Raw genomic sequence first — 23645 nt, 5'->3', positions numbered from 1 at the left:
CAACAATTCAAGCATCACTATTGAAAAAGTGATGCTTTTTAACGATAATTTATGTAAGCGGTTTTATTACTCTGCTTATTATCTAATAAATTTCCCATACAGGAGTGAAATCAAATGTCTCAATCTACGGAAAGTGAATTAAAGAAAAAGTATTTGGATTTACTATCTCAGCAATTTGATAGTCCTGAAAAACTTGCAACAGAAATTATTAATCTAGAATCCGTTTTAGAATTACCAAAAGGTACTGAACACTTCGTCAGCGATCTTCATGGTGAATATAAATCGTTCCAACACGTATTAAGAAATGGCTCTGGTAATGTCCGTGCTAAAATTAACGATATCTTTTCAGGTAACATATCTCAAAAAGAAATAGATGATTTAGCTGCACTAGTGTATTATCCAGAAGAAAAATTAAAGCTCATTAAGAATGACTTTAATTCAAAACGTGAGTTAAATGAATGGTATATCCTGACAATCGAGCGTTTGATTGATTTAATCACATATTGTTCTTCAAAATATACGCGTTCAAAACTACGTAAAGCTTTACCTTCAGAGTATACATATATCATTGAAGAGTTGCTTTATAAAAATAACGAATTTAATAATAAAAAATCGTATTATGAAACGCTCTTAAATCAAGTTATCGAGCTTGAGCAATCAGATGATTTAATTATTGGATTATCTTATACCATCCAACGTCTTGTCGTCGATCATCTTCATGTTGTGGGTGATATCTACGATCGTGGTCCAGAACCTGACAAAATTATGGATACATTAATTGACTACCATTCTGTTGATATTCAATGGGGGAATCATGATGTACTTTGGATTGGAGCTTATGCAGGTTCTAAAGTGTGTTTAGCCAATTTACTACGTATATGTGCACGCTACGATAACTTAGATATTATTGAAGATGCATATGGTATTAACTTAAGACCTCTCCTCACTTTAGCTGAAGAACATTACGATGGCGATAACCCAGCGTTCAAACCGAAAAAACGTCCGGATAAAAAAGTGGGCTTATCTAAACACGAAGAAGCACAAATCACTAAGATTCACCAAGCCATTGCAATGATTCAATTTAAACTTGAAATGCCAATTATTAAACGTCGCCCAAATTTTGAAATGGAAGACCGTTTAGTTTTAGAAAAAATAAATTATGATACAAACGAAATTACAATTTATGGTAAAACGTATCCTTTAAAAGATACTTGCTTTAGTACGGTGGACCCTAAAGATCCTGCAAAATTATTACCAGAAGAAGAAGATGTTGTTAATAAATTATTACTGTCTTTCCAACAATCTGAAAAATTAAAACGTCATATGGCCTTTCTAATGCAAAAAGGTAAATTATATCTCCCTTATAATGGAAATCTTCTTATTCATGGTTGCATTCCTGTAGATGATAATGGCGAAATGGAATCTTTTGAAATTGAAGGTGTAAAACATAAAGGCCGTGATTTATTAGATGTCTTTGAACGTCACGTGCGCTTAGCGTTTAGCGACAAAGAGAAAACAGATGATTTATCTACGGATCTTGTATGGTATTTATGGACAGGAAAATACAGTTCTTTATTTGGTAAACGTGCCATGACTACATTTGAGCGCTACTTCATTGAAGATAAAGCGTCTCATAAAGAACCGAAAAACCCTTATTATTACTTACGTGAAGATGTTGATATGATTCGCAAAATGCTAAAAGATTTCGGACTTAATCCTGATGAAGGTCGTATTATCAATGGACATACACCAGTAAAAGAAATCGATGGCGAGGATCCTATTAAAGCTAATGGGAAGATGTTAGTCATTGATGGTGGATTCTCAAAAGCTTATCAATCTACGACAGGTATCGCAGGTTACACGTTACTTTACAATTCATTTGGTATGCAGCTTGTAGCACACCAATTCTTTGATTCTAAAGAGAATGTCTTATCTGATGGTGCTGATGAACTATCAGTACGACGTGTCGTTGATGAAGAATTACAACGTAAAAAGATTAGAGATACGAATGTCGGTAAAGACATTATGGAACAAATTCGCATGTTAAAATTATTAATGCACGACAGATATTTAAAATAAACCTATAATCATAATGCCCAGCAACAGTTCAAATGAACTGTCGCCGGGCGTTTTTATTATTTATATACGTTTCTTAAAATACCATATGTTCCATTGTCATATTCATCCATTGATTTTGTACTCCTATGGAATGTCGCTTCTTTATCGTCACTAATGTGATAAATAATCATATCTTTATCTGTAATATCATGATATGAAGAGGCTGGAACTTCGATAATATTTTGATTCGTAATCACATTGTCAAACCATCTTGGACTATGCTTTTCATCGAATAAAATATGATTACGAAGCGGTCCATTTAAATTATTACGTGCTTGATCATCTGTAAAGGATACTGGCATCATATTTACATTATTTAATCCAAATTCTGGAACTAACTCATTAAATGCAAGACTATTAAAAATAAATGATTTGGTCATTAATAAGCATTTGTTATAGCGAATTAAGTCTGCATACATACGATCACTACTTGATAATAAATTTCCTTTAAAAATTTCAAAACCGAGTTCTTCAGCTTTATCAGAAGTGTTACTAAACAAGTTAAACACCATCACTGGAATACCATGCGATTGTAACTGTCTACCTAAGTGATAAGAAAATTCGCTCTCACCTACTAAAATGACACCTGGAGGTTCAGTGCTTGCTAAACCAAGCATTTTACTTATTGGTGTAAAGCTAAAACCATATATTACTACAGTAATAAATACTAAACCAAATGTTACCGGTGTAATATAAGATGCCATTTTTATATTATCATTTAAAAATAATCCACCGAAAAATTGTGCTACAGTTAATACAACAATCCCTCTTGGTGCCATCATGGCTACAAGCGCACGCTCTTTTTTAGTGATTTCAGTACCAATGGTAGATAATAAAACAGCAATGGGACGTACTAACACAATCATAACAAGTGAGAAAATCACAAGCTTCCATGATAATACATTCATCAATACAGAGGGTGTTAATGATGATGTTATTAAAATAAACACCGTTGAAACTAGAATGGAAGACATATTTTCAATAAAATGATCTGACTCTTTATAAATTAAATCATGTCGTTTATAACGTGCCATCATTAATCCAAAAATGGTTACTGCCAGTAAACCAGATTCATCGAGAATTTGGTCACAGATGCTAAACACGAGCAATATAAACACCAACTGAATGGAAGGCATTAAATTTTGTGGTATGACATCGCGTTGGATGAGCCAATTGAAGAAGAATGAAGCACCAAAGCCAATTAATGCTACAATCAACATTTTAAAAATAAATATAAGGAGTAATTGGAAACCAAAACCTTGTCCAACGATTTGATACACATAAAATGCAGCTAATGCTAGTATTGGACCAAGTGGATCAAGTATAATACTTTCCCAACGTAAGACGGTATCTACACTGTTTCTAACTTTTGCTTGTTTTAACAGTGGCTGAATCACTGTTGGTCCAGTAATAAGAAGTAATCCTCCCATAACAATGGCGATAGAAATAGGAAAACCTAAAATTTTATGTAAAGCAATAGCTCCAAGCGCCCATGCAATTGTGGCTCCTATCGTAATAATACGTATAACCGCCTTAGAAATACCTTTTAATTCTCTAAAATCTAAATTACTACTCCCTTCAAATAATATGATTGCTACCGCAAGAGATACAATTGGACTAAATATCTCTGAACCTAGTGTTTGCTCAGGATTTGCTAGTCCTAATATAGGTCCCACTAATAAACCAACAATCGACATGACTACAATTGAAGGCCATTTAATTCGATTTGCTAACCATTGACTGAAGATACCTAATGCAAGAAATAACACAATAACTAGCATTACAGGTAAATCAAATAACATATCTACACCTTCCTTATTTAAATTGAATATATTGCAATATCCTATCAAACTTTACTGAATAATGTATAGTATATTAAATACATTTTTTAAATAACATTTATATAAGAACTATAAACTATTTATACCCCATATAACTTAAAATTTATACAAATTCTTTTAAATGTATTTTTGAGGAATACAATGTTCATTACAAGTAAACTTTAATATTTATTTTTAACAAAATGTCCTTTAAAATAGATTAATATATTCTCATGTGTTTGATTTAGAAAGGATTTTTGAAAATGAAAGTTTTAAAAGAATCGATGATCGTAGCATTTGCCTTTGTAGGTGTTGTCGTTGGTGCTGGTTTTGCTACAGGTCAAGAAATATTCCAATTTTTCACAAGTAACGGTCAATTCAGTGTATTAGGGATTATGATTACAGGATTAATCATCACACTAGGCGGTATGTTCGTCTTAAATACTGGTTACAACATAAAATCACATAATCATTCAGAATCCATTCATTACTATTTGCACCCTATGATTGCTCGATTATTTGATATTGTCCTAACATTATTTTTGTTTTCACTCGCTATTATTATGAGCGCGGGCGGGGCATCTACAATTCAAGAAAGTTTTCATTTACCTTATTGGCTTAGTTCACTTATTCTCGTCGGTCTAATTTTGGTTACATTATTTTTAAAATTTGATCGTTTAATTGCAGTATTAGGTATCGTTACACCTTTCTTAGTTATCGTCGTCACAATTATTGCGATTTATTATCTTGCAACTGGCCATCTTGACTTTGAAAGTGCAAATCAATATGCACAGCATAAATCATCTATTTCACTTGGATGGTGGTTTGATGGTATTAATTATGCCAGTTTACAAATTGCTGCTGCCTTCAGTTTTCTAAGTGTCATGGGGGGACGTTTACATGACCAACGTGCTTCTATTTGGGGCGGATTAATCGGTGGCGTCATTATTACATTTTTACTTTTAATGATTAATTTAGGCTTAATGACAAAATTTAATGATATTAAATCCGTAGCGCTTCCAACCTTATTATTGGCACGACATATCTCACCTATTTTGGGAACTATCATGTCTATTATTATGACTCTAGTTATCTATAATACTATTGTAGGCTTAATGTACGCATTCGCCTCTCGTTTCACAACACCGTTTTCAAAACAATATTTTGTACTTATTATCGTCATGACAATCGTGACGTTCATTTGTACATTTATCGGCTTTATTTCACTCATTGGCAAAGTATTTCCAATTATGGGGTTATTTGGCTTTATTCTACTCATTCCTATTTTATATAAAGGGGTTAGACATTTTAAATATTCAAAAAAAGAAGGTTCAAAGGGAGAACATTAATCTCCTTTTGAATCTTCTTTTTTTTATAGATTAAATTTAATACTTTACGGGAATAATAGGTATGGAGGTGTCGTTAATGACGAATCAACTATTTATTAATAATGAATTTGTAGAAAGTAAGTCAAACGAAACAATGGACGTGATTAACCCTGCTACGGGAGAAACAATCGATACGATTACATTCGCTACTGAAGAAGAGGTAAACGACGCAATTGAAAAATCTAAGCACGCTCAACTTGAATGGGAAAAAGTACCAGCTCCTACACGTGCTGAGCATGTAAAATTATTAATTCCTTTACTTGAACAACATAAAGATGACATTGCTCATTTATACGTTAAAGAACAAGGTAAAACAATGGTACAAGCTAAAGGTGAAATTGATAAATCAATAGAATTCATTGATTATATGGCAAGTTTAAGTATGAGTAACAAAGGTGAAGTATTACAAAATAGTATAGTAAACGAAACCATTCAACTGACAAAAAAACCTATCGGTGTGACGGCTGGTATTGTGCCTTGGAATGCTCCAATTTTAGTGCTCATGCGTAAAGTGATTCCAGCTATTGTAACGGGTTGTTCTGTCGTTATCAAACCAAGTGAAGAAACAACATTATTAACATTAAAAATTGCTGAACTTTTCCGTGATTCAACTATTCCAGCTGGTCTTATTCAAATCGTTCCAGGTACTGGTGAAACAGTTGGAACACAATTGGCAACTCATAAAGATATTCAGCTTGTTTCATTAACGGGTAGTATGGGCGCAGGTAAAGCTGTATTTAAAAATGCGGCTGACAGCATTAAAAAACTTAACTTAGAACTAGGTGGAAATGCTCCTGTTCTTGTCACACAACACGCTGACTTAGATAAAGCTGTTGATTATATTGTTACTGCACGTATTAATAACGCTGGCCAAGTATGTACATGTCCAGAACGTATCTTTGTTCATGAAGATGTACATGATGACTTTATTAATAAAGTGAAAGATAAAATGGATGCGCTTCAAGTTGGAGATCCATACGATGAAAACACTGACTATGGTGCAATCATTAATCAAAAACAATTAGATAGTATTGATGATAAAGTTCAAGAAGCAGTAAAACATGGCGCAGATTTAGTATTAGGTGGCTATAAATTAGATCGTGAAGGATTCTTCTACGCTCCTACAATTTTAGATCATGTAAAAACGACTGATAGTGCTTTTAAAGAAGAAATTTTCGGTCCTGTTCTTGCTATAACTACGTATACAAACTTTGATGACGTTATTGATATGGCAAATGATACGAATGCAGGTCTATCATCTTATATTTTCTCTGAAAATTTAAAAGAAATTATGACAGCTACTGAACGTTTAAAATTTGGAGAAGTGTATGCGAACTGTGAGGCAGAAGAAGCAGTCAATGGTTATCACGCAGGTTGGAGAGAATCTGGCCTTGGTGGTGCAGACGGTATTCATGGTTTTGAAGAATATTACAATACAACTGTAAGTTATATTAGATGGTAAATTAAAAATAAAAAAAAGAGCAAGAAAGAATGGCGTTACATTCTTTTTTGCTCTCCTTTTTATTTGTTTAATGCTTTATCGAGGGCTTGAATATTTTTTTTCATAATGGATTGAAAAGTGAGTGTTTGGTCTTCTGATTGAGATTGAGACAATACTGCTAAATTATTAAAATTTACAGGTTGAGTTTGGGTCTCTTTACGAATCACATCGGTTATTTTTGAAGAAATATTTTGTTCATATAAAATATACGGTTCATGTGTGTCTTTTATTTGATTAATGAGCGCTAAGATGTCTTTTTGACTTGGCTCTTTATTATTCATACCGCTAATCCCTTCTTGTTCGAAATGGTAACGACGCGCTAAATATCCTAATGAATCATGAGAAATAATTACTTTATCTCGTTTAGGACGCCTCGTTATGTTAGATAATGTATGGTCAATTTGTTTTAAATCTTCAACTAATTGTTTATAGTTATGCTCATAATATCTACGATGCGCAGGATCTTTATGAACTAAATCATCTTTAATTTTCTTTGCGAATTGTTGGTCTAGTATTGGATCAAGCCAAACATGAGGATCATATGATGTTGCTTCATGATGATGTCCATGTTCATCGTGATCATCATCTTCATTCACAAGGATTTGTTTATTTAAACTATTTGCAACCGCTAATTTCATATCATTATTATTCATTGATTTTGTAATTTTAGCTGCTACTGGATCAAGATGATCACTTGAATAAACAAATAAATCACTTTTTGCAATATTAATCATATCGCGTTGACTAGGTTCATATGTATGCATATCAGCACCCGGTGGATAAATCGTATCTACATCCACATATTTACCACCAATTTGTTTTGTAAAGCTTTCAAACGCAAAAACCGTGGTATAAATTTTTAATTTATTCTCAGTTGTTACTTTTTTCTGTTTGTGAGTGATATCGCGGTTTGTACTACAAGCAGATAATATGAGACACAAACCCATTAAACCGATAATTGCGATCATCTTCTTCACACAAACCCCTCCAAAACGTAATAATTTCGTTCTCAACTATATCTGTTCTTTTATAAAAAAGCAATAACTTTGTATTTAAATTTTTTATAATTTTTATATTCTAAATTTTATTTATGTAATGTTTTAATTTAGTGGAAATGTGATAAATAATACTAAGACATTATATAAGGAGTGAAGTAATATGGCTGAAGAAATTAAACAAGGTAACAATAAATTTTATGTAGGTGAAGATGAAAATAATCCTAAAGCAGAAATCACTTACAAACAAGTAGATAACAATGAAATTGAAATCGATCACACTGGTGTATCTGATGAATTAGGTGGTCAAGGTTTAGGAACTAAATTAGTTGATGCAGTTGTAGAACATGCTCGTCAAAATAACTTAAAAATTATCGCTTCTTGTCCATTTGCAAAAGATGTATTAGAAAAAAATGATAGTTACCAAGATGTTTATTTAGGATAAGAGTAAAATAAAATCCTCTAGAGAATGATTCTCTAGAGGATTTTTTAATCAAGTGATTTATCTTGTTTCCTATTAATTATTCTAGTATATTTAATATACTTAGTATAAAAAAAGAGAGGCAATGATACATGACTGCATTTCATTCAAAAGAAGCAATGCAAGTGACGAACGTCACTTTAAATGTTAAAGATTTAAACAAAATGAATCACTTTTATTCTGAAGTACTCGGCTTTTCTATTAAAAAGAAAACTGACACACAAACCATTTTTAATGTTGGAGAACATGGTCACACGTTAACGCTTCATCTTTTAAATCATGGACGTCATCCTGAATTTAGAGAAGCTGGCCTTTTTCATATCGCTTATTTATTACCTTCACGACAAGACTTAGCTAACTTCCTATATCATATGAGTCGTTTAAATCAGCCTGTTGGTGGCGGTGACCATTTAGTAAGTGAAGCGCTATATTTCAATGATCCAGAAGGTAATGGTATTGAAGTCTATCAAGATCGCCCTTCTAGTGGTTGGGAATGGGAGAATGGCTTTATTAAAATGGATACCCTTGAAGTTGATGCACAAGATTTAATTTCACATCGTACTGAAAAGGGTTGGCAAGGTTTTCCATCAGATGGAAAACTAGGACATCTCCATTTAAAAACACATAATTTGATGGAGGCTCGTCAATTCTATATTGATCAACTTGGTTTTGAACATATTTCAAACCTCCCTCAAAGTTTATTTATTTCTACACAACACTATCATCATCACATTGCTGTGAATACATGGCAATCTAATCAAGTGAATCCAGACAATAAGAACACTTATGGATTAACACATATTGATATCTATCAACCTCACGCTAAAGAAACGAATTTAACATCACCTGAAGGGTTTAGTGTGACTGTTCATGGAGATGTCAGTGTGGTTCCTGATTAAAAAAAAGGTTGGATGACAATCATCCAATCTTTTTTTAATCTACAATATCTCGATATTTTCTTACAGTATCAAAGTCACTATCTTTTGCTTTTTCATAACCTTGATGACCATAAATATCACTAATAACATGTTTACCTTTTTTTGTATGACTGATATCAATAAATGCTTTACTAATTTTCTTTTTCCATTTGCTACTCATGTCATTACGTACTGAAATGGTATCATTCGGAATTTTCTTTGTGCGATAAATCACTTTAGTTTCTTGATAAATATTGGGATACTCTTTTTTTAAATCTGCCCGAGCATCTTGATATGTAGCAACAGCTTCTACATCATGATTTAATAATGCAATTAACCCCTGATCATGACCTTTCACTTGTTGAATTTGAATATCAGACTTTTTTATTCCTTTTTCCATTAACGATGCTAAAGGATAAATATATCCTGACGTTGATTCCACATCTTGTAACGCTACCCTCTTATCTTTCAAATCTTTTAAATGATTCATATTACTATCTTTACGAACCACAATTTGAGATCGATAGTAATCTACAAGGTGATGTGTTTGATTCCCTTTATTATCTACTAGGTAACCTTTTGACTTTAACAATACATCTGCTGCATGAGCATCATGAGCTAATGTGTAAGAAACAGGAGAAATAAATGCAATATCGATTTTTTTCGATTTCAACCCTTCTATCATTGTATTATAATTTGTTGCTATATGTACTTTTACAGGAACTTCCAGCTCATCAGATAATAATTGTTGCAAAGGTTTTACTTTAGCATTAAGGATTTGAGCATTTTGAGATGGAACAAACTCAACAGTTAATGATTTAGGTGTATAGGCTTCTTTAGGATGCTTTACATTATCAATGTTTGAACAACCGCTTACTATAATTGTAATAACTAAATAAATAACTAAAAATTTTAAACGTTTCATCATTTTCTCTTTTCAAAATATATAATGTATTTAAATTTCATCAAACTTAAAATATAAAGACGTATTTATATTATATTAACCATCAATTTTTAAATTGAAAATACAATTTATATTAAATTTTGATTTCAGTTCGAAGATCTTACTATTTAGATTTTCATCAAAACGTCTGCATATACGTTAAATTGGTATTACCGAGAGACTTATACAACTTCAAAATGAAATCTGTCATACTTTTCTAATTTTCAATCATACTTCATAAAAAAATGCCGACAAAGTATATACCTTTGTCGACATTTTAAAACATGTATTAAGCTATTTAATCATATTTTAATTAGTATAAGCCTTTTGTTTCATTACTTGTATCAATAAAGATGTTTTTAACTTGTTGATAGTTTTTAATTGCATCTTTATAAACTTCACGGCCGATACCAGATTTTTTATAACCACCAAATGGTGCACCAGCTGGGATTTGATTATACGTATTAACCCAAATACGTCCAGTACGAATTGCTTTTGCAACATTTAATGCACGAAGTAAGTTTGTAGTGAAGACACCCCCAGCTAAACCATATTCTGAATCATTAGCAATGTTAATTGCTTCTTCTTCATCTTCGAATTTTTCAACAACAATAACAGGTCCAAAAATCTCTTCTTGAGCTAATTTATGACTATTATCTGAAAGTTCAATGATTGTTGGTTCGAAGAAGTAGCCTTTATCTAAACCATTATCAGTAATACGATGTCCACCCGTTAAAATATTTGCTTTGTCATCTTCTTCTGCTAATTTAATATAACTTTCAATTTTTTCAATTTGTTCTGGGCCAGTTTGTGCACCCATTTTTGTATCTTCAGCGAATGGGTCACCCACTTTAATATTTTCGAACGCTTCTTTTAATTTTGGTAATAATTTATCATATAAAGATGATTGTACTAATAAACGTGAACCGGCACTACATACTTCACCTTGGTTGAATAGAATACCTAATTGAACGCCTTCAATGACTTGATCTAAATTTGCATCATCAAAGATAATATTAGCACTTTTACCGCCAAGTTCTAACGTAGTTGGCACAATACGTTCAGCGCCTGCTTTAGCAACACCATAACCTACGCTTGTTGAACCAGTGAATGATAATTTATTTACACCTTCATGTTTGAAAATCGCATCGCCTGATTCTGAACCTTTACCAGTAATGACGTTGACTACACCTTTAGGTAACACATCTTGAAGAATTTTAGCTAATTCAATTAAGCTTAATGGTGTAGAAGAAGAAGGTTGAATTACCACTGTATTACCCGCTGCTAATGCTGGACCTAATTTCCAAGATGCAAGTAAGATTGGGAAGTTCCATGCTACTACTGCACCTACTACTCCCACAGGTTCATTTACAACTAAACTCATCGTGTTATGATCTATTTGGTTAACCGAACCTTCATCAGTCGTTAATACTCCTGCAAAATATTTAAATTGTTCAGCTACTTGAGGAACATCAATTGTTGATGTTTCACGGTAAGGTTTACCATTTTGAAGTGATTCAACTGTTGCTAAATGTTCCTTATTTTCTTCAATACGACGACTAATTTCTAATAAATAATCTGCACGTTCTGCTTTAGAAATTTTACTCCAACTATCAAATGCCTCATGTGCTGATTGCACTGCTTTATCAACATCTTTTTCATTTGCTTTAGCAACTTTGGCTAACTCTTCACCATTTGCTGGGTTAGTTACCGTAAGTGTTTCTCCACTTTCACTTGGTTGGAATTCACCATTTATAAATAAATCATATTGTTCATCTAAAAAATCTCTAACATTTACTTTTGCCATCCGTTTTCATCCCTCTTTCTTTGTTTATAAATCATAACGTAACTCTATATAAAGTAATGTTAAATTTACTTCATTCATTGATACGTTTTGTATACTTATTATTTACCCTTTTTTTACAAAACTATGCTTAATTTATCCATTTAATTATATCTTCTTGTGGTTGACGTGTTTTAGGTTTTGTAGGATTCTCTTTTCTATAACCAAAAGCTACCATAACTGAAGGTGCAAACTGATTACTATCAATGATCCCTTCATGTTCTAATAACTCAGTTACGCCATCTAAATCGAAACCTTCCATTGGACAGGAATCAATATTCATTAATGCAGCTGCTGTCATCATATTACCTAATGCAATGTAGGTTTGTTTAGACGCCCAATCCAAAATGGTTCTAGCATTATCATTAATATGGAAACGTGTTTGGAATCCCTGTACTTTATCTTCAAACATTGGAATGGTGCTCTCTTCATACTGCTTAATCCCTCTAATAAATGACTGTACATAATCAGACGTCGGTGTTACATTCTTACGGGCTAAAATTAGTACAAAATGACTGGCAGAATTAAGTTGCTTTTGTGCACCAAAACTATAAGGTATTAATTTCTCACGTAGCGTTTCGTTTTGAATCACAAGAAATCTCCAAGGCTCAAGACCTAACGAACTAGGAGATAATCGTCCTGCTTCAAGAATGGTATTGAATTCAGAATCACTTATCTTTTTTGTTGTATCGAATTCCTTAGTAGCAAATCTAAATTTAAACGCATCTATAATGGTATTTTGAATCTGATTGATAGTCATCCACCCCTCTATTTAAAAACTTACTCAAATTATAAAATACAAATTATTTTAGCCAAAATAATTAGCTCAAAAGGATTCACCTATTTCCAAGTTGTAATATTTCATTTTAAATGATATTTTATGTATATAATTTCATATTATACAAAATAAAAGTCCCTTTTTAATTGATTTGTGAACTAATTCACAATATAATAGGGTTGTAAGTTGTGTTAGAGATAACATTCAATGATGTTGTACCCAATCTCTTACTTCAACTTTAGTCTTACGTATTTATTAAATTTTAACTTATTTATACAAAATGAAATGGGGTTATTTTAATGACAAAAATTATGTTTTTCGGAACTCGTGATTACGAAAAAAAAGACGCTTTAAATTGGGGTAAAGAACACAATGTAGAAGTTGTTACTTCTGAAGATATTTTAAGCGAAGACACAGTAGATCAATTAGAAGGTTTCGATGGCGTAACTACAATGCAATTCGGTAAATTAGCAGATTCTGTTTATCCTAAACTTGAAAAATACGGTATTAAACAAATCGCTCAACGTACTGCTGGTTTTGATATGTATGATTTAGATCTTGCAAAAAAACACAATATTGTAATTTCTAACGTACCAAGTTATTCACCTGAAACAATTGCTGAATACTCAGTATCAATCGCTTTACAATTAGTACGTAAATTCCCTGCAATTGAAAAACGCGTTCAAGAACATAATTTCAAATGGGCTGCACCTATCATGTCTACACCTGTTAAAAACATGACTGTTGCAATTATCGGTACAGGCCGTATTGGTGCTGCAACTGGTAAAATTTATGCTGGTTTTGGTGCAAAAGTAGTAGGCTATGATGCATATCCAAACAACTCATTAGATTTCTTAGAATATAAAGATTCAGTTGAAGAAGCAATTGCCGATGCTGATATCATTTCTTTACATGTACCTGCTAACAAAGAAAGCTTCCACTTATTCGATGCTGACATGTTTAGCAAAGTGAAAAAAGGCGCTGTATTAGTCAACGCTGCTCGTGGTGCTGTTATTGATACACCAGCTTTAATTGATGCTGTAAATGATGGTACTTTATATGGTGCTGCCATTGACACATATGAAAATGAAGCTGATTACTTCACATATGACTGGACAGGTAAAGAAATTGAAGATAAAACTTTACTTGAATTAATTGAAAATGAAAACATCTTAGTGACACCTCATATTGCTTTCTTCTCAGATGAAGCAGTTAGAAATTTAGTTGAAGGTGGATTAAATGCTGCATTATCTGTCATTAACACAGGTAAATGTGACACTCAATTAAACTAAGATTTGATATATAAAAATGCCTGGGACAACTTATGATGTCCCAGGCATTTTTATGTGTTGGCAATCGACCACTGAGTGAGTCGACGAATTATTCTGTCTCACTTTTTAATACTTTTTCTTCTATCATTTGAAGTACCCCTTGTTCATCGTTACTTGGCGCCACAAATTTTGCGATATCAAATAATGATTGATCATGGCTATTTGCCATAACATAACTATGCTCTGCAAATTCTAGCATATCTTTATCATTATTAGCATCACCGAATGCCATTAATTCTGATGGTGACATTTCCCATTTTTTTAACAAACGTTTTAACGCTTGGCCTTTTGTCATATTAGGCATAATAATATCGATACTATCATGGCCACTTGAAACCAGTTTAATTTCTTCTTTAAACTTTGTTTCTAAATCTGTATCCAAAGTGGGATGTGTCTCACGATTAATATTTAATGCAATCTTCACATATTCATCATTAGGTAAAGGTTGAAATGTATCTATTTCTTCTAATTGACGATAATAAAAATGAGCATCCTTTTTAAAGGCTTCTGACGTATCTTTTAAAATATATGCACTTTTAAGTCCACATACAATGAATTCGTCGATGTGTTGATCAAGATGAATATAATTCACTACTTTGTCATATATAGTTTGATCAAAACTACAGTAATTATACAATTGATTGCCATGATAAATCACTGCACCATTCTCAGAAATGAAATACATGTCTCGCTCTCCAAAAATAGACTTTAACTTTGCATATTGATTACCACTGGCTGCAATAAATTCAATATGTTTTCGTTTTAATTCTTGATAAATTGTCTCAAATCGCACTTTGTCATATTCTTTATTTGTATCTAAAAATGTCCCATCCATATCTACTGCAATGGCTCTAATCATGAGTGGTTTCCCCCTTACAATACTTTTCATCGTCCATTATATCCACCTTATGATTGGGATTGAAGTCAGTACTTGAAGAGTGAAACTATATTCACATTTAGAAATTACATACAAAGAATAAAATTTTATGCATAAAAACCGCTCATCAATGAGAAGATGAACGGTCAACTAAAGTATTTATTTAATTTGTTTAGCTACGAAAATTTTTCTTTTTTCCCAAACGCCTGTTTGTTGATTATAATTATCACACGTGATTAATGTCAGTTGATTGGTTTCCCCTTCATGTTCATCTAATACTTGAACATCTTCAGGGTTTACATCTCGAATGCTTGTCATTTTATATTCTCGTGTTTCATCTCCAACTTTAAAATAAACTTTGCTGCCTTTTTTTGCTGCTTTTAAATTTGTAAATTGGTAATGTGGACGATCAGTAAACGTATGTCCTGCAATAGAAATATTTTGATCATCAAGTGATTCATCACCTTCTGCAAAACTTACACCTCTATTAAGTTGTTCAAGTGTCGCAGGACCTGGGTAAACAGGTTCTTTGATTTCCGCATCGGGTACACTGATATACCCTGCCATTTTCGATTTATCTTTTGGAATCGTAGGTCTTTCTTTTGATGTATTGCTTTTATCATTTTTATCGTATTGTTCTACTTTATCGTTATTATCTTTTTGATGTAAGTAATTATCAATATATGGTTTCGCAAATAAATATACTGCTACTAATATCAAAATCACGCCAATCATGGTCATGAGTCGATTTGTCCAATTCTTCACTAAGTAGTACTCCTTTAATTTTAAAATTCTTAATTCATAGTATACCATTTATTTTTCTAAATAAAATGTTAGATTATATGACATATATTTGATTTAACTTCATGCAAGTGCTTAAATTAATAATAAATACTATAAGTAGGTGCTTATCATAATTAGAGAAGCAGAACGTAAAGATTTACCTGATATATTTAATATTTATAATGATGCTATATTGAATACAACGGCTGTATATACTTATCATCCACAAAGTCTTAATGAACGAGAAGTATGGTTCGAAACAAAAGTGCTTGCAAACGAACCTATATTTGTATTTGAAATAGATAATAAAGTAGCTGGGTTTGCCACGTATGGTCAATTTAGACATTGGCCAGCCTATTTATATTCTATTGAGCATTCTATATATGTAAATAAAGACTATCGTAGAAGAGGCGTGGCATCACATTTACTCGAACATTTAATTGATGATGCTAAACACCGCCAGTATCGTACTATAGTTGCAGGTATAGATACATTAAATGAAGCAAGTATTAAACTTCATGAAACATTCAATTTTAAACATGCTGGTACGATTGAAAACGTAGGCTATAAATTTGAACGTTGGCTTGATTTAGCTTTCTATCAATATGATTTAAATACGGACAAATAATTCATAAAAAAATCGAGACCCTGTTATTCACATAACTGTCTCGACTTTTTTTGTTTATTCTTCATCTCTAAGTCTATCTATTTTGTTATGTTTTCTATTTTCAAGCATAAAACACACATAGTAAAAAAGAAATACAAACATTATACTCATAGACATTGATTGAAGCAAAAGATTCTCCCAAGTTCCTTCGATCGTCCATACACGTGTTAACGTTGTATTAATGATGAAGGCTAAAAATAAGATATATAATCTAAGCATATCATCATCCCCTTTTGAGTTATTTTATAATCAAAAGTGAAATATTGCAATTATTTTTTGAAATTTTCTGATAATTTTAGGCATAAAAAACCATTCTTGAATATGCTATCATTCAAGAATGGTTTAGGATTTTAAATATTATGAAAAACTATTGACTGGATCTTCTGCATTACCAAAGATTTTTTGTTTAATGGCTTCTCCTGTTGGTGTCCCTGCTAAACCACCTAGTCCAGTTTCTCTAAGTTGTGCTGGTAAGTTTCGCCCTACTTTGTCCATCGCTTCGATGACTTCATCGACTGGAATTCTACTTTTCACACCAGCTAATGCTAAATCAGCTGAAATTAATGCATTTCCTGAACCAATGGCGTTACGCATGACGCATGGGATTTCAACAAGTCCAGCCACTGGGTCACACACAAGGCCTAATAAGTTACTAATAGCTAATGCCATCGCATGACCCGAAGCTTCTGGTTCACCACCAAAGACCGATACTGCAGCAGCCGCTGCCATAGCTGATGCTGAACCTACCTCTGCTTGACAACCTCCCGTTGCTCCAGCAACACTTGCATTATTTGCAACCACACGTCCAAATAATGATGCAACAAATAGGAAATCAACCATTTGATCTTCTGTTAAACCATGTGTTTTTTCTAATTTAAATAATACGCCCGGAATCGTACCGGAGGACCCAGCTGTCGGTGTCGCGCAAATAATACCCATTGCCGCATTCACTTCATTTGTTGCTACAGCGCCTTTGACTGCTTCCATCATTTCATGGCCTGATAAAGCATGATGATTTTCGTTGTAATCACGGATTTTAGCTGCATCATGTCCCGTATAACCTGTGACACTTTCTACCCCATCTCCTGTGGTCCCTTTAACTACAGCATCACGCATGACTTGTAAATTTTCTTTCATTAAATCTCTAACTTCATCACGTGATTGACCTGATAATTCCATTTCTTCTTGAATCATAATATCCGCGAATGACATATTGTTTTCAACAGCATAATCTATAGTTTCTCTAATTGAATCGAACATTTTTAATCCTCCTTTATTTTATATAGGATATGTTTAAGTGATTATATTTTTCTTTAATTTGATTTAATGTTGATTCTTTGATTGCTTTTGTTAACGGTAAAACAACTAAACTATTATCATCATCTGTATCAACCAATTCTTCATCTATACTTACGCCAAGTTCGTTTACATCATTTAAGAAATGATTCACTTCCGACTTATTTTTAGATCCATCCATGACTAAAATAGGTAAGCCATGATTAAAGTTAACATCTATACCTTCAACACTAATTCTTCTCAATTTAATGGTACCGCCACCTATAGAATTACCAATCACTTCAATATGACGTCCATTCGCTTCAGCAATTAAATAAGCACAGTTTGGATGTTCTCCAATACTTTCTCCATCTTCTTCAATAATATCAACATGAATACCTAAATCGTTAGCAATAGTTAATGAATCTTTAATTCGACTATCGAACGTACTATAACCCATTGCACCACCTACAATTGCTAAATCTGTACCATGCCCTTGGTGTGTTTTGGCGAATGATTCATAATAATGAATTGCTAATGTTTCTGGTTTAATGCCTCCTAGTACATTAAAAGTAGCATTCCCTATTTTTACTGCTCCAGCTGTATGAGAACTTGAAGGTCCCATCATGACTGGCCCAATAATATCAAACGCACTTTGATAGTCATAATTTTTTTTAGTAGCCATTCTTAAACACTCTCCTTAGGTTGTTTTTGTTTAGATGGTAATTTAATAGATAAATCCATGAGATTGAATTTTTTAATCAATGTACTGATAACGAACGCCAAAATGATACTTGAAATTGCTACAGCAATGATTGTAATTACTGCTTTCATTGGTGTATTAAAGCCAAACAATACAATTGCACCAGCAATTGGTGTAGCCATACCTTTTACATTTATTACTAGTCCACTAAATGTTACAATACATGCATTTACTACACCAATCAAGGCATTTGTTCCATATAATTGTAATGGATATTTAGCAATTAAATCAATTTGAGTGAGCGGTTCAACAAAAACTGCAAATGCTTTAGATGGACCACCAATGTTTAATCTACTAAACATCACGTAGTTAACAAATGAAGCGCCTGTACAAGTTAATGCACCGATTGCCATTGGTACACCTGTTAAACCTAATAAGCTTGTCAGTACCATTGAACTTAATGGTGTCATACCTGTAACTGGAATTACTAATCCAAGTATCACTGCTAAAGCGTATGGATTACTATCTCCTACAGCAGTAATTGCGCCACCTATTTGTTGCAATACAGCCATTACGCCTGGGCTAATTACCGTTGCTAAGCCAAATGCAACAGCTGGAGCAATTAAAATAACTGTAATTAAGTCTAACCCTTCTGGTACTTTCTTCTCAATAAATTTAATACCAAATGAAATAACATACGCTGCAATAAATGCTGGTAATAATTTAAAATCATGTAATACTAAACCAACGATAACTGCAAATACTGGGGAAATACCTAAATTAACACATGTCAAAATCCCTACTGCAACGCCAGCTAAACTTCCTGCTAAATCTCCAATCACTTGGAAGAAGTGAATATGGAAAACGCCACCTATCGCATAACTTAAGAATGCTTGTGGTAAGAAAGTCGCACAGGCTGCTCCCGACAGTGCTTGTAATCCTTGTTTCCCATATGGTGCAAAGTTTAAGAAAAGTGTCATTACAATTAATACTAATACAAGAGTCCCAACGCCTAAAATAATATTCATTTCCCAATAACCTCTTTCTCTCTAATTTCCTAGCCAATGTCATAGTACACCTGTCGGAAAACGTTTTCAACACCTAATATAGTAAATCCAAAATTTATTTGTGAAATAATTCACATTTTAAGTATTTTAACGAATTTAATTTTCTTGTAAAAAAATTAGACGCAAAATATTAATTTTATTCATAAAAAAACAGTAGAAATGAGAAATATACTCACTTCTACTGAAAAAGATGTTTATAAATACACTCAGTTATAATTCATCTTTTAGTAATATGAATGTTCACCACTTGATTGAATTTTATCAATTATTTATTGTTTTCTTACTCACTCTATTTCTTAACGGGGTGGATCTCTTATACACACAAACATACTTAACTATATCGTTTTACTATTCTAAAACGTTAGAATAAGTTGTTATATTTTGTGTATCGATGAGTGTATACATGATATAAAATAAATCATGAAAATGATTGGAAAAAAGTTGAAAGGATAGAAATGGCATTTCTAAACATGCATACTTATTATAAATTGTACGAATGTATACATAATATTCTAGTAATAATCGTTTAAATAATAAATTTAGGAAAAGATTCATAGAGGGTTTTAAATCATTAGAATTTAAATAAAGGGTCTCAATCATATTTACGTGTGATAGTTGATCAATGAAATGAGTATCGTTCATAACTATCACTCCTTTCCATACTTAACAGATAGTGTTATTTGGAATGAGGAATTTATATATATTATTTAATATCTATATTAGATTTTTGTCAATAAATTTTTTATAAAATATAATATATTAATTATAACAAAGCATATTAATGGGAATTTACTATTAAAAAAGTAGAGACACAAAAACAATGTCTGTCCCTACTTTGTCATCTGATTCTTCGAGTTTCTTTCTAAATAATCATGTGCGAAACGCTTTAAGTCTTTAATAACGCTTCTGTAAGTTGATGTGTATGTTGATAGATTTGTTTATAAATATTGTAATAAGATTCATATTGTTGGTGTCGTTGCAAATTTGGTTCATATATATATTCAACGTCTATAAATTGTGCTACACAGTCATCAAAAGAATCAAACCATTGTAATCCGTACGCCGCAATCATTGCTGCCCCCATACTTGGTCCTTCTTCATGCTTCAATTTACGTATAGATGCATTAAAAATATCAGCTTGCATTTGAAGCCAAAATTCACTTTTTGCCCCTCCACCAATTGAAGTAATATGTGTAATTTCTTTTCCCGCTTCTCGCATCAATTGAATTGAATCATATAAAGAAAAGGTAATACCTTCTAGTACCGCCCGTGCAAAGTCTGATTTAGAATGGTTACCGCTAATACCAATGAAACTCCCTCGAATAAATGCATCGCCATGTGGTGTACGCTCACCAGCTAGGTAAGGCGCAAATAATAAACGATTTGCACCTATTGACGAGGTACTCGCTTGTTTAATAATTTCATCAAACGTATCGTTATCAAAAAATGTTCTCTTTAACCAATTAAGACTATATCCTGCAGCCAACGTTACTCCCATTGCATAATATGTATTTGGAACACTATGATCAAAAAAATGTATATTATTTTTATAGTGCGTTTGATTACTTTTTTCTACGTTTACGATTACACCAGAAGTACCAATACTACATAATGTATCATTATCATTGATTATACCTGCACCAATAGCACCACAGGCATTGTCTCCACCTCCAGCAAATACTTTTACTGGAGATGTAAAACCAAGTTCACTCGCTAAGGGGTCTTGAATCATTCCAACTTCGTCTGTGGATTTCACAAGTGATGGATAAACATCTCCTATATCAAATGTATCTCCAACTTCTTTTGACCAATCATGCGTTTCTGGACTAAGAAGAAGCGTACTTGCAGCGTCAGAATATTCCATGTGAATCTGACCCGTTAAGCAATAACGTACATAATCTTTAGGAAGAACGAACACATCTACTTTCTTCCATAGTTCAGGCTCATGTGTACTTACCCACATCATCTTAGGAAGTGTAAAACCCTCAAGAATCGGATTTCCATTTAATCGCTCTCCATAAACCGATCGAATTTGCTTACATTGTTCTGAATTACGTGTATCATTCCAAAGGATAGCATGTCGTACAGGGTGACCTTCTTTATCTAAGGCTACTAGTCCATGCATTTGACCTGAGAATGAGATGCCCTTCACTTTATACGATTTCATTTCATCAGAATGATTTAACCGATATATGCCTGTTTTAACTGCATTAAACCATTCCTTTGGATCTTGTTCGCTATATCCAGGTTGGGATTGTATTAAATTTAAAGGCACACTTGTTGAAGTAATCACATGGCCTGTTTGATTTACCGCAATAATTTTAACTGCGCTAGTTCCAAGATCAATACCTAATACTGCTTCTTTCATACGACTCACCCTTTATATCACTATTCATATAATTATATTAATGACAATTTATTATTTTTATATTTTCTATTGTAAATAAATTAAATTTTGCTATCTATGTATTTATGATAGCGTTTTAAATAATTATTTCAATACTTATTTTGAGTAAATAAAAAAAGGACAAAAACCGATTGATTTTTGTCCTTTTTTATTATCTGTTTCCTACATCTTGTCCAACTTCCACTGTTCTATCTTTTTTGTTATAAACAGCACCTTGAACACTACCAAAGTTAGGATCGTTACGTTTTTCTTCTACACCGAAACCTAGACTTTTGAAAATATTGACATCGTTATCATCCATAGCATTTTCATAGAAGATTGTTCCACCATCATTATAAAAACGTGGCTTATTAATAGATTCTTGCAACGTACCATTTCCTCTTAAATAATCTACAATGACTTCATTAAGAATCGTTGGAATTTTATTTCCTCCTGGCGAACCAATACCCATATAGAAGTCGGGTCCAACAATAATAGTAGGCGACGTATAAGAACGTGGTGCTTTATGTTTCTCACCATAGTTTGGACTGTTTGGATCTGTTGAAAAGTTTGTTAGTGAGTTGTTCATGTAAAAACCTTCTTTAACATATTTACCTGTTCCAAAGAAGCTTGATAATGTATTTGTAGTACTTGATAACTTACCGTTCTTATCAATCACTACAAAGTGCGTTGTACTTGTGTTATCAATACGTTGTGTATTGAAGTCACTACCTTGTTCGTCAAAATTGATACCGTTAATCTTATCTAATAAATAATCTTGAGACAAGTAGGTATTGCTACTAGATTCTTTACCATTAACAATATCTCTATTTCGATACATAATATCACGAGATTTGACAATCCCTGTAATATAATCTGTACGATCATTTGCAGAATTTACGCTTTCATCAATCTTCAAACCTTGTTCCATTAAAATCCCACCTAATGGGTTAGATGCAGCATAAACAGTATTGTTTAAATATTTTGTACTAATAGGTTTCTTTTCTTCTGTTTTTACTTGTTTAAAATCCTCTTCAGTGAGTTGATTTTTTAATTGTTTAGATAAACTTTTTCCAATATGATTATAAAAATAATCCGGCCCTTTATCTCGAATTTTCTTTAAAGTATTTGCTAAAGCAGGTTGTTTTACAATTGCACCTTCACGAACTGTACGCTTACCTTTAAAGAAGGGAGAGTTTCGATCAATGTCAGAACCAAATAATTTCAAGCTACGTTCTAACTCTGAATCTACTTCAAATCCATCTTCAGCTAATGGAATGACATAGTTTAAGATTTTTTTCTCATCCATTTTACCTTCTTTTTCATGCATATCATGTAAACCGCGTACAAAACCAGGTGTCCCTATTTTATCTCCCTTTTTGTAATTAAATGAAGATGTTGTTTTATATTCATACATGCGAGGTTCTTCACCATTTTTACCATCGTAGGTAAGTGTAGCACCGCCGCCACCTAATCCAGATGAATGAGGTTCTGTTACTGCAAGCGCGTAAGCGACACCTTCCGCTGCGTCAACCGCATTACCACCATCTTCAATAATTTTATTACCTACACGTGTTGCGATCGCATTGTTTGAAGCGACACCATACGTTTTTTGATCACCAGATGTTGCTGATTTACGGTTAGCAATCTTATTTTCATATAAATCATCTTTATCAGGTTTATCTTCTTTATTAAAAAAATAAAATGTAAATGAGAGTAAAATTGTAATCACTAAAATGACTGATAGTGTCACTTTATTATAGATATTCATA

20 protein-coding genes are annotated in these 23645 nt (G+C 32.6%); 7 read left to right on the top strand and 13 right to left on the bottom strand.

Annotated features, from left to right (window positions below; all coding sequences use genetic code 11):
* Positions 1-114: 114 nt before the first annotated feature.
* Positions 115-2079 carry a fructose-bisphosphatase class III gene (locus HMPREF2881_RS03455; protein WP_002488769.1) on the top strand — a complete coding sequence of 655 codons (1965 nt, stop codon included), beginning with the start codon at positions 115-117 and terminating at the stop codon, positions 2077-2079.
* 56 nt (positions 2080-2135) lie between these two features.
* Here HMPREF2881_RS03455 and HMPREF2881_RS03450 read toward each other — a convergent pair whose 3' ends face one another.
* Positions 2136-3920, bottom strand: a complete 1785-nt coding sequence (locus HMPREF2881_RS03450; RefSeq protein WP_002454856.1) for a cation:proton antiporter — start codon at positions 3918-3920, stop codon at positions 2136-2138.
* A gap of 281 nt (positions 3921-4201) precedes the next feature.
* On the opposite strand from HMPREF2881_RS03450, the gene HMPREF2881_RS03445 reads away from it, so the two are divergent.
* On the top strand, positions 4202-5287 hold the full coding sequence (locus HMPREF2881_RS03445) for a YkvI family membrane protein (RefSeq protein WP_002454855.1): 1086 nt from the start codon (positions 4202-4204) through the stop codon (positions 5285-5287).
* 76 nt (positions 5288-5363) lie between these two features.
* Complete coding sequence (gene aldA / locus HMPREF2881_RS03440; RefSeq protein ID WP_002454854.1) at positions 5364-6788, top strand: aldehyde dehydrogenase; 1425 nt, start codon at positions 5364-5366, stop codon at positions 6786-6788.
* 59 nt (positions 6789-6847) lie between these two features.
* Here the strand turns inward: aldA and HMPREF2881_RS03435 are convergent, their stop codons facing one another.
* Complete coding sequence (locus HMPREF2881_RS03435) at positions 6848-7804, bottom strand: metal ABC transporter solute-binding protein, Zn/Mn family (RefSeq protein WP_002488777.1); 957 nt, start codon at positions 7802-7804, stop codon at positions 6848-6850.
* 181 nt (positions 7805-7985) lie between these two features.
* On the opposite strand from HMPREF2881_RS03435, the gene HMPREF2881_RS03430 reads away from it, so the two are divergent.
* Together HMPREF2881_RS03430 and HMPREF2881_RS03425 are read left to right on the top strand one after the other, a co-directional pair.
* The gene (locus HMPREF2881_RS03430; protein WP_002448625.1) at positions 7986-8267 is read left to right on the top strand and encodes a GNAT family N-acetyltransferase; all 282 of its coding nucleotides are present in this window, start codon (positions 7986-7988) and stop codon (positions 8265-8267) included.
* A 128-nt stretch (positions 8268-8395) separates the two neighbouring features.
* On the top strand, positions 8396-9202 hold the full coding sequence (locus HMPREF2881_RS03425; RefSeq protein ID WP_002454852.1) for a VOC family protein: 807 nt from the start codon (positions 8396-8398) through the stop codon (positions 9200-9202).
* Between the two features lie 34 nt (positions 9203-9236).
* Here the strand turns inward: HMPREF2881_RS03425 and HMPREF2881_RS03420 are convergent, their stop codons facing one another.
* From HMPREF2881_RS03420 to HMPREF2881_RS03410, 3 genes are all read right to left on the bottom strand, one after another.
* On the bottom strand, positions 9237-10145 hold the full coding sequence (locus tag HMPREF2881_RS03420; protein ID WP_002454851.1) for a phosphate/phosphite/phosphonate ABC transporter substrate-binding protein: 909 nt from the start codon (positions 10143-10145) through the stop codon (positions 9237-9239).
* A gap of 331 nt (positions 10146-10476) precedes the next feature.
* Positions 10477-11970, bottom strand: coding sequence for an aldehyde dehydrogenase family protein (locus HMPREF2881_RS03415; RefSeq protein ID WP_002454850.1), 1494 nt, complete (start codon positions 11968-11970; stop codon positions 10477-10479).
* 127 nt (positions 11971-12097) lie between these two features.
* Positions 12098-12766 carry an NAD(P)H-dependent oxidoreductase gene (locus tag HMPREF2881_RS03410; protein ID WP_002488801.1) on the bottom strand — a complete coding sequence of 223 codons (669 nt, stop codon included), beginning with the start codon at positions 12764-12766 and terminating at the stop codon, positions 12098-12100.
* Positions 12767-13083: 317 nt separating this feature from the next.
* Here HMPREF2881_RS03410 and HMPREF2881_RS03405 point away from each other — a divergent pair, with 317 nt between their 5' ends.
* Positions 13084-14076, top strand: a complete 993-nt coding sequence (locus HMPREF2881_RS03405) for a D-lactate dehydrogenase (RefSeq protein WP_002454848.1) — start codon at positions 13084-13086, stop codon at positions 14074-14076.
* 88 nt (positions 14077-14164) lie between these two features.
* Here HMPREF2881_RS03405 and HMPREF2881_RS03400 read toward each other — a convergent pair whose 3' ends face one another.
* Together HMPREF2881_RS03400 and srtA are read right to left on the bottom strand one after the other, a co-directional pair.
* Positions 14165-14974 carry a Cof-type HAD-IIB family hydrolase gene (locus HMPREF2881_RS03400; RefSeq protein ID WP_002449371.1) on the bottom strand — a complete coding sequence of 270 codons (810 nt, stop codon included), beginning with the start codon at positions 14972-14974 and terminating at the stop codon, positions 14165-14167.
* 177 nt (positions 14975-15151) lie between these two features.
* Entirely contained in the window at positions 15152-15757 is a 606-nt protein-coding gene (gene srtA, locus HMPREF2881_RS03395) for a class A sortase SrtA (protein ID WP_002449272.1), read from the bottom strand.
* Between the two features lie 148 nt (positions 15758-15905).
* Between srtA and HMPREF2881_RS03390 the strand changes: the two genes are divergently transcribed.
* Complete coding sequence (locus tag HMPREF2881_RS03390) at positions 15906-16403, top strand: GNAT family N-acetyltransferase (RefSeq protein ID WP_037554345.1); 498 nt, start codon at positions 15906-15908, stop codon at positions 16401-16403.
* Positions 16404-16457: 54 nt separating this feature from the next.
* Here HMPREF2881_RS03390 and HMPREF2881_RS11940 read toward each other — a convergent pair whose 3' ends face one another.
* The 6 genes from HMPREF2881_RS11940 to HMPREF2881_RS03355 all read right to left on the bottom strand — a co-directional run bounded on the left by HMPREF2881_RS11940 (position 16458) and on the right by HMPREF2881_RS03355 (position 23644).
* Positions 16458-16661 carry a hypothetical protein gene (locus HMPREF2881_RS11940; RefSeq protein ID WP_002454845.1) on the bottom strand — a complete coding sequence of 68 codons (204 nt, stop codon included), beginning with the start codon at positions 16659-16661 and terminating at the stop codon, positions 16458-16460.
* 138 nt (positions 16662-16799) lie between these two features.
* Complete coding sequence (gene sdaAA / locus HMPREF2881_RS03380; protein WP_002449485.1) at positions 16800-17702, bottom strand: L-serine ammonia-lyase, iron-sulfur-dependent, subunit alpha; 903 nt, start codon at positions 17700-17702, stop codon at positions 16800-16802.
* Between the two features lie 13 nt (positions 17703-17715).
* Complete coding sequence (locus HMPREF2881_RS03375) at positions 17716-18402, bottom strand: serine dehydratase beta chain (RefSeq protein WP_002488292.1); 687 nt, start codon at positions 18400-18402, stop codon at positions 17716-17718.
* A 2-nt stretch (positions 18403-18404) separates the two neighbouring features.
* The gene (locus HMPREF2881_RS03370; RefSeq protein WP_002449239.1) at positions 18405-19448 is read right to left on the bottom strand and encodes a PTS sugar transporter subunit IIC; all 1044 of its coding nucleotides are present in this window, start codon (positions 19446-19448) and stop codon (positions 18405-18407) included.
* Between the two features lie 925 nt (positions 19449-20373).
* The gene (gene xylB, locus HMPREF2881_RS03360; protein WP_002488258.1) at positions 20374-21855 is read right to left on the bottom strand and encodes a xylulokinase; all 1482 of its coding nucleotides are present in this window, start codon (positions 21853-21855) and stop codon (positions 20374-20376) included.
* Between the two features lie 190 nt (positions 21856-22045).
* On the bottom strand, positions 22046-23644 hold the full coding sequence (locus tag HMPREF2881_RS03355; RefSeq protein WP_002488233.1) for a gamma-glutamyltransferase: 1599 nt from the start codon (positions 23642-23644) through the stop codon (positions 22046-22048).
* Position 23645 lies beyond the last annotated feature (1 nt).

The organism is Staphylococcus sp. HMSC057A08 (assembly GCF_001812925.1).
GTDB classification, from domain to species: Bacteria; Bacillota; Bacilli; order Staphylococcales; family Staphylococcaceae; genus Staphylococcus; species Staphylococcus hominis.
The sequence above is the reverse complement of the archived record's forward strand: the minus strand, read 5'-3'. Positions and strand labels throughout refer to the sequence as shown.

What these genes read in the sequence shown, in the direction of transcription:
- HMPREF2881_RS03455 (WP_002488769.1), top strand. Translation starts at nt 115, where the DNA reads ATGTCTCAATCTACGGAAAGTGAATTAAAGAAAAAGTATTTGGATTTA.
- HMPREF2881_RS03375 (WP_002488292.1), bottom strand. Translation starts at nt 18,402, where the DNA reads ATGGCTACTAAAAAAAATTATGACTATCAAAGTGCGTTTGATATTATT.
- HMPREF2881_RS03400 (WP_002449371.1), bottom strand. Translation starts at nt 14,974, where the DNA reads ATGATTAGAGCCATTGCAGTAGATATGGATGGGACATTTTTAGATACA.
- HMPREF2881_RS03450 (WP_002454856.1), bottom strand. Translation starts at nt 3,920, where the DNA reads ATGTTATTTGATTTACCTGTAATGCTAGTTATTGTGTTATTTCTTGCA.
- HMPREF2881_RS03420 (WP_002454851.1), bottom strand. Translation starts at nt 10,145, where the DNA reads ATGAAACGTTTAAAATTTTTAGTTATTTATTTAGTTATTACAATTATA.
- aldA (WP_002454854.1), top strand. Translation starts at nt 5,364, where the DNA reads ATGACGAATCAACTATTTATTAATAATGAATTTGTAGAAAGTAAGTCA.
- HMPREF2881_RS03445 (WP_002454855.1), top strand. Translation starts at nt 4,202, where the DNA reads ATGAAAGTTTTAAAAGAATCGATGATCGTAGCATTTGCCTTTGTAGGT.
- HMPREF2881_RS11940 (WP_002454845.1), bottom strand. Translation starts at nt 16,661, where the DNA reads ATGCTTAGATTATATATCTTATTTTTAGCCTTCATCATTAATACAACG.
- xylB (WP_002488258.1), bottom strand. Translation starts at nt 21,855, where the DNA reads ATGAAAGAAGCAGTATTAGGTATTGATCTTGGAACTAGCGCAGTTAAA.
- HMPREF2881_RS03410 (WP_002488801.1), bottom strand. Translation starts at nt 12,766, where the DNA reads ATGACTATCAATCAGATTCAAAATACCATTATAGATGCGTTTAAATTT.
- sdaAA (WP_002449485.1), bottom strand. Translation starts at nt 17,702, where the DNA reads ATGTTCGATTCAATTAGAGAAACTATAGATTATGCTGTTGAAAACAAT.
- HMPREF2881_RS03370 (WP_002449239.1), bottom strand. Translation starts at nt 19,448, where the DNA reads ATGAATATTATTTTAGGCGTTGGGACTCTTGTATTAGTATTAATTGTA.
- HMPREF2881_RS03405 (WP_002454848.1), top strand. Translation starts at nt 13,084, where the DNA reads ATGACAAAAATTATGTTTTTCGGAACTCGTGATTACGAAAAAAAAGAC.
- HMPREF2881_RS03430 (WP_002448625.1), top strand. Translation starts at nt 7,986, where the DNA reads ATGGCTGAAGAAATTAAACAAGGTAACAATAAATTTTATGTAGGTGAA.
- HMPREF2881_RS03425 (WP_002454852.1), top strand. Translation starts at nt 8,396, where the DNA reads ATGACTGCATTTCATTCAAAAGAAGCAATGCAAGTGACGAACGTCACT.
- HMPREF2881_RS03415 (WP_002454850.1), bottom strand. Translation starts at nt 11,970, where the DNA reads ATGGCAAAAGTAAATGTTAGAGATTTTTTAGATGAACAATATGATTTA.
- HMPREF2881_RS03355 (WP_002488233.1), bottom strand. Translation starts at nt 23,644, where the DNA reads ATGAATATCTATAATAAAGTGACACTATCAGTCATTTTAGTGATTACA.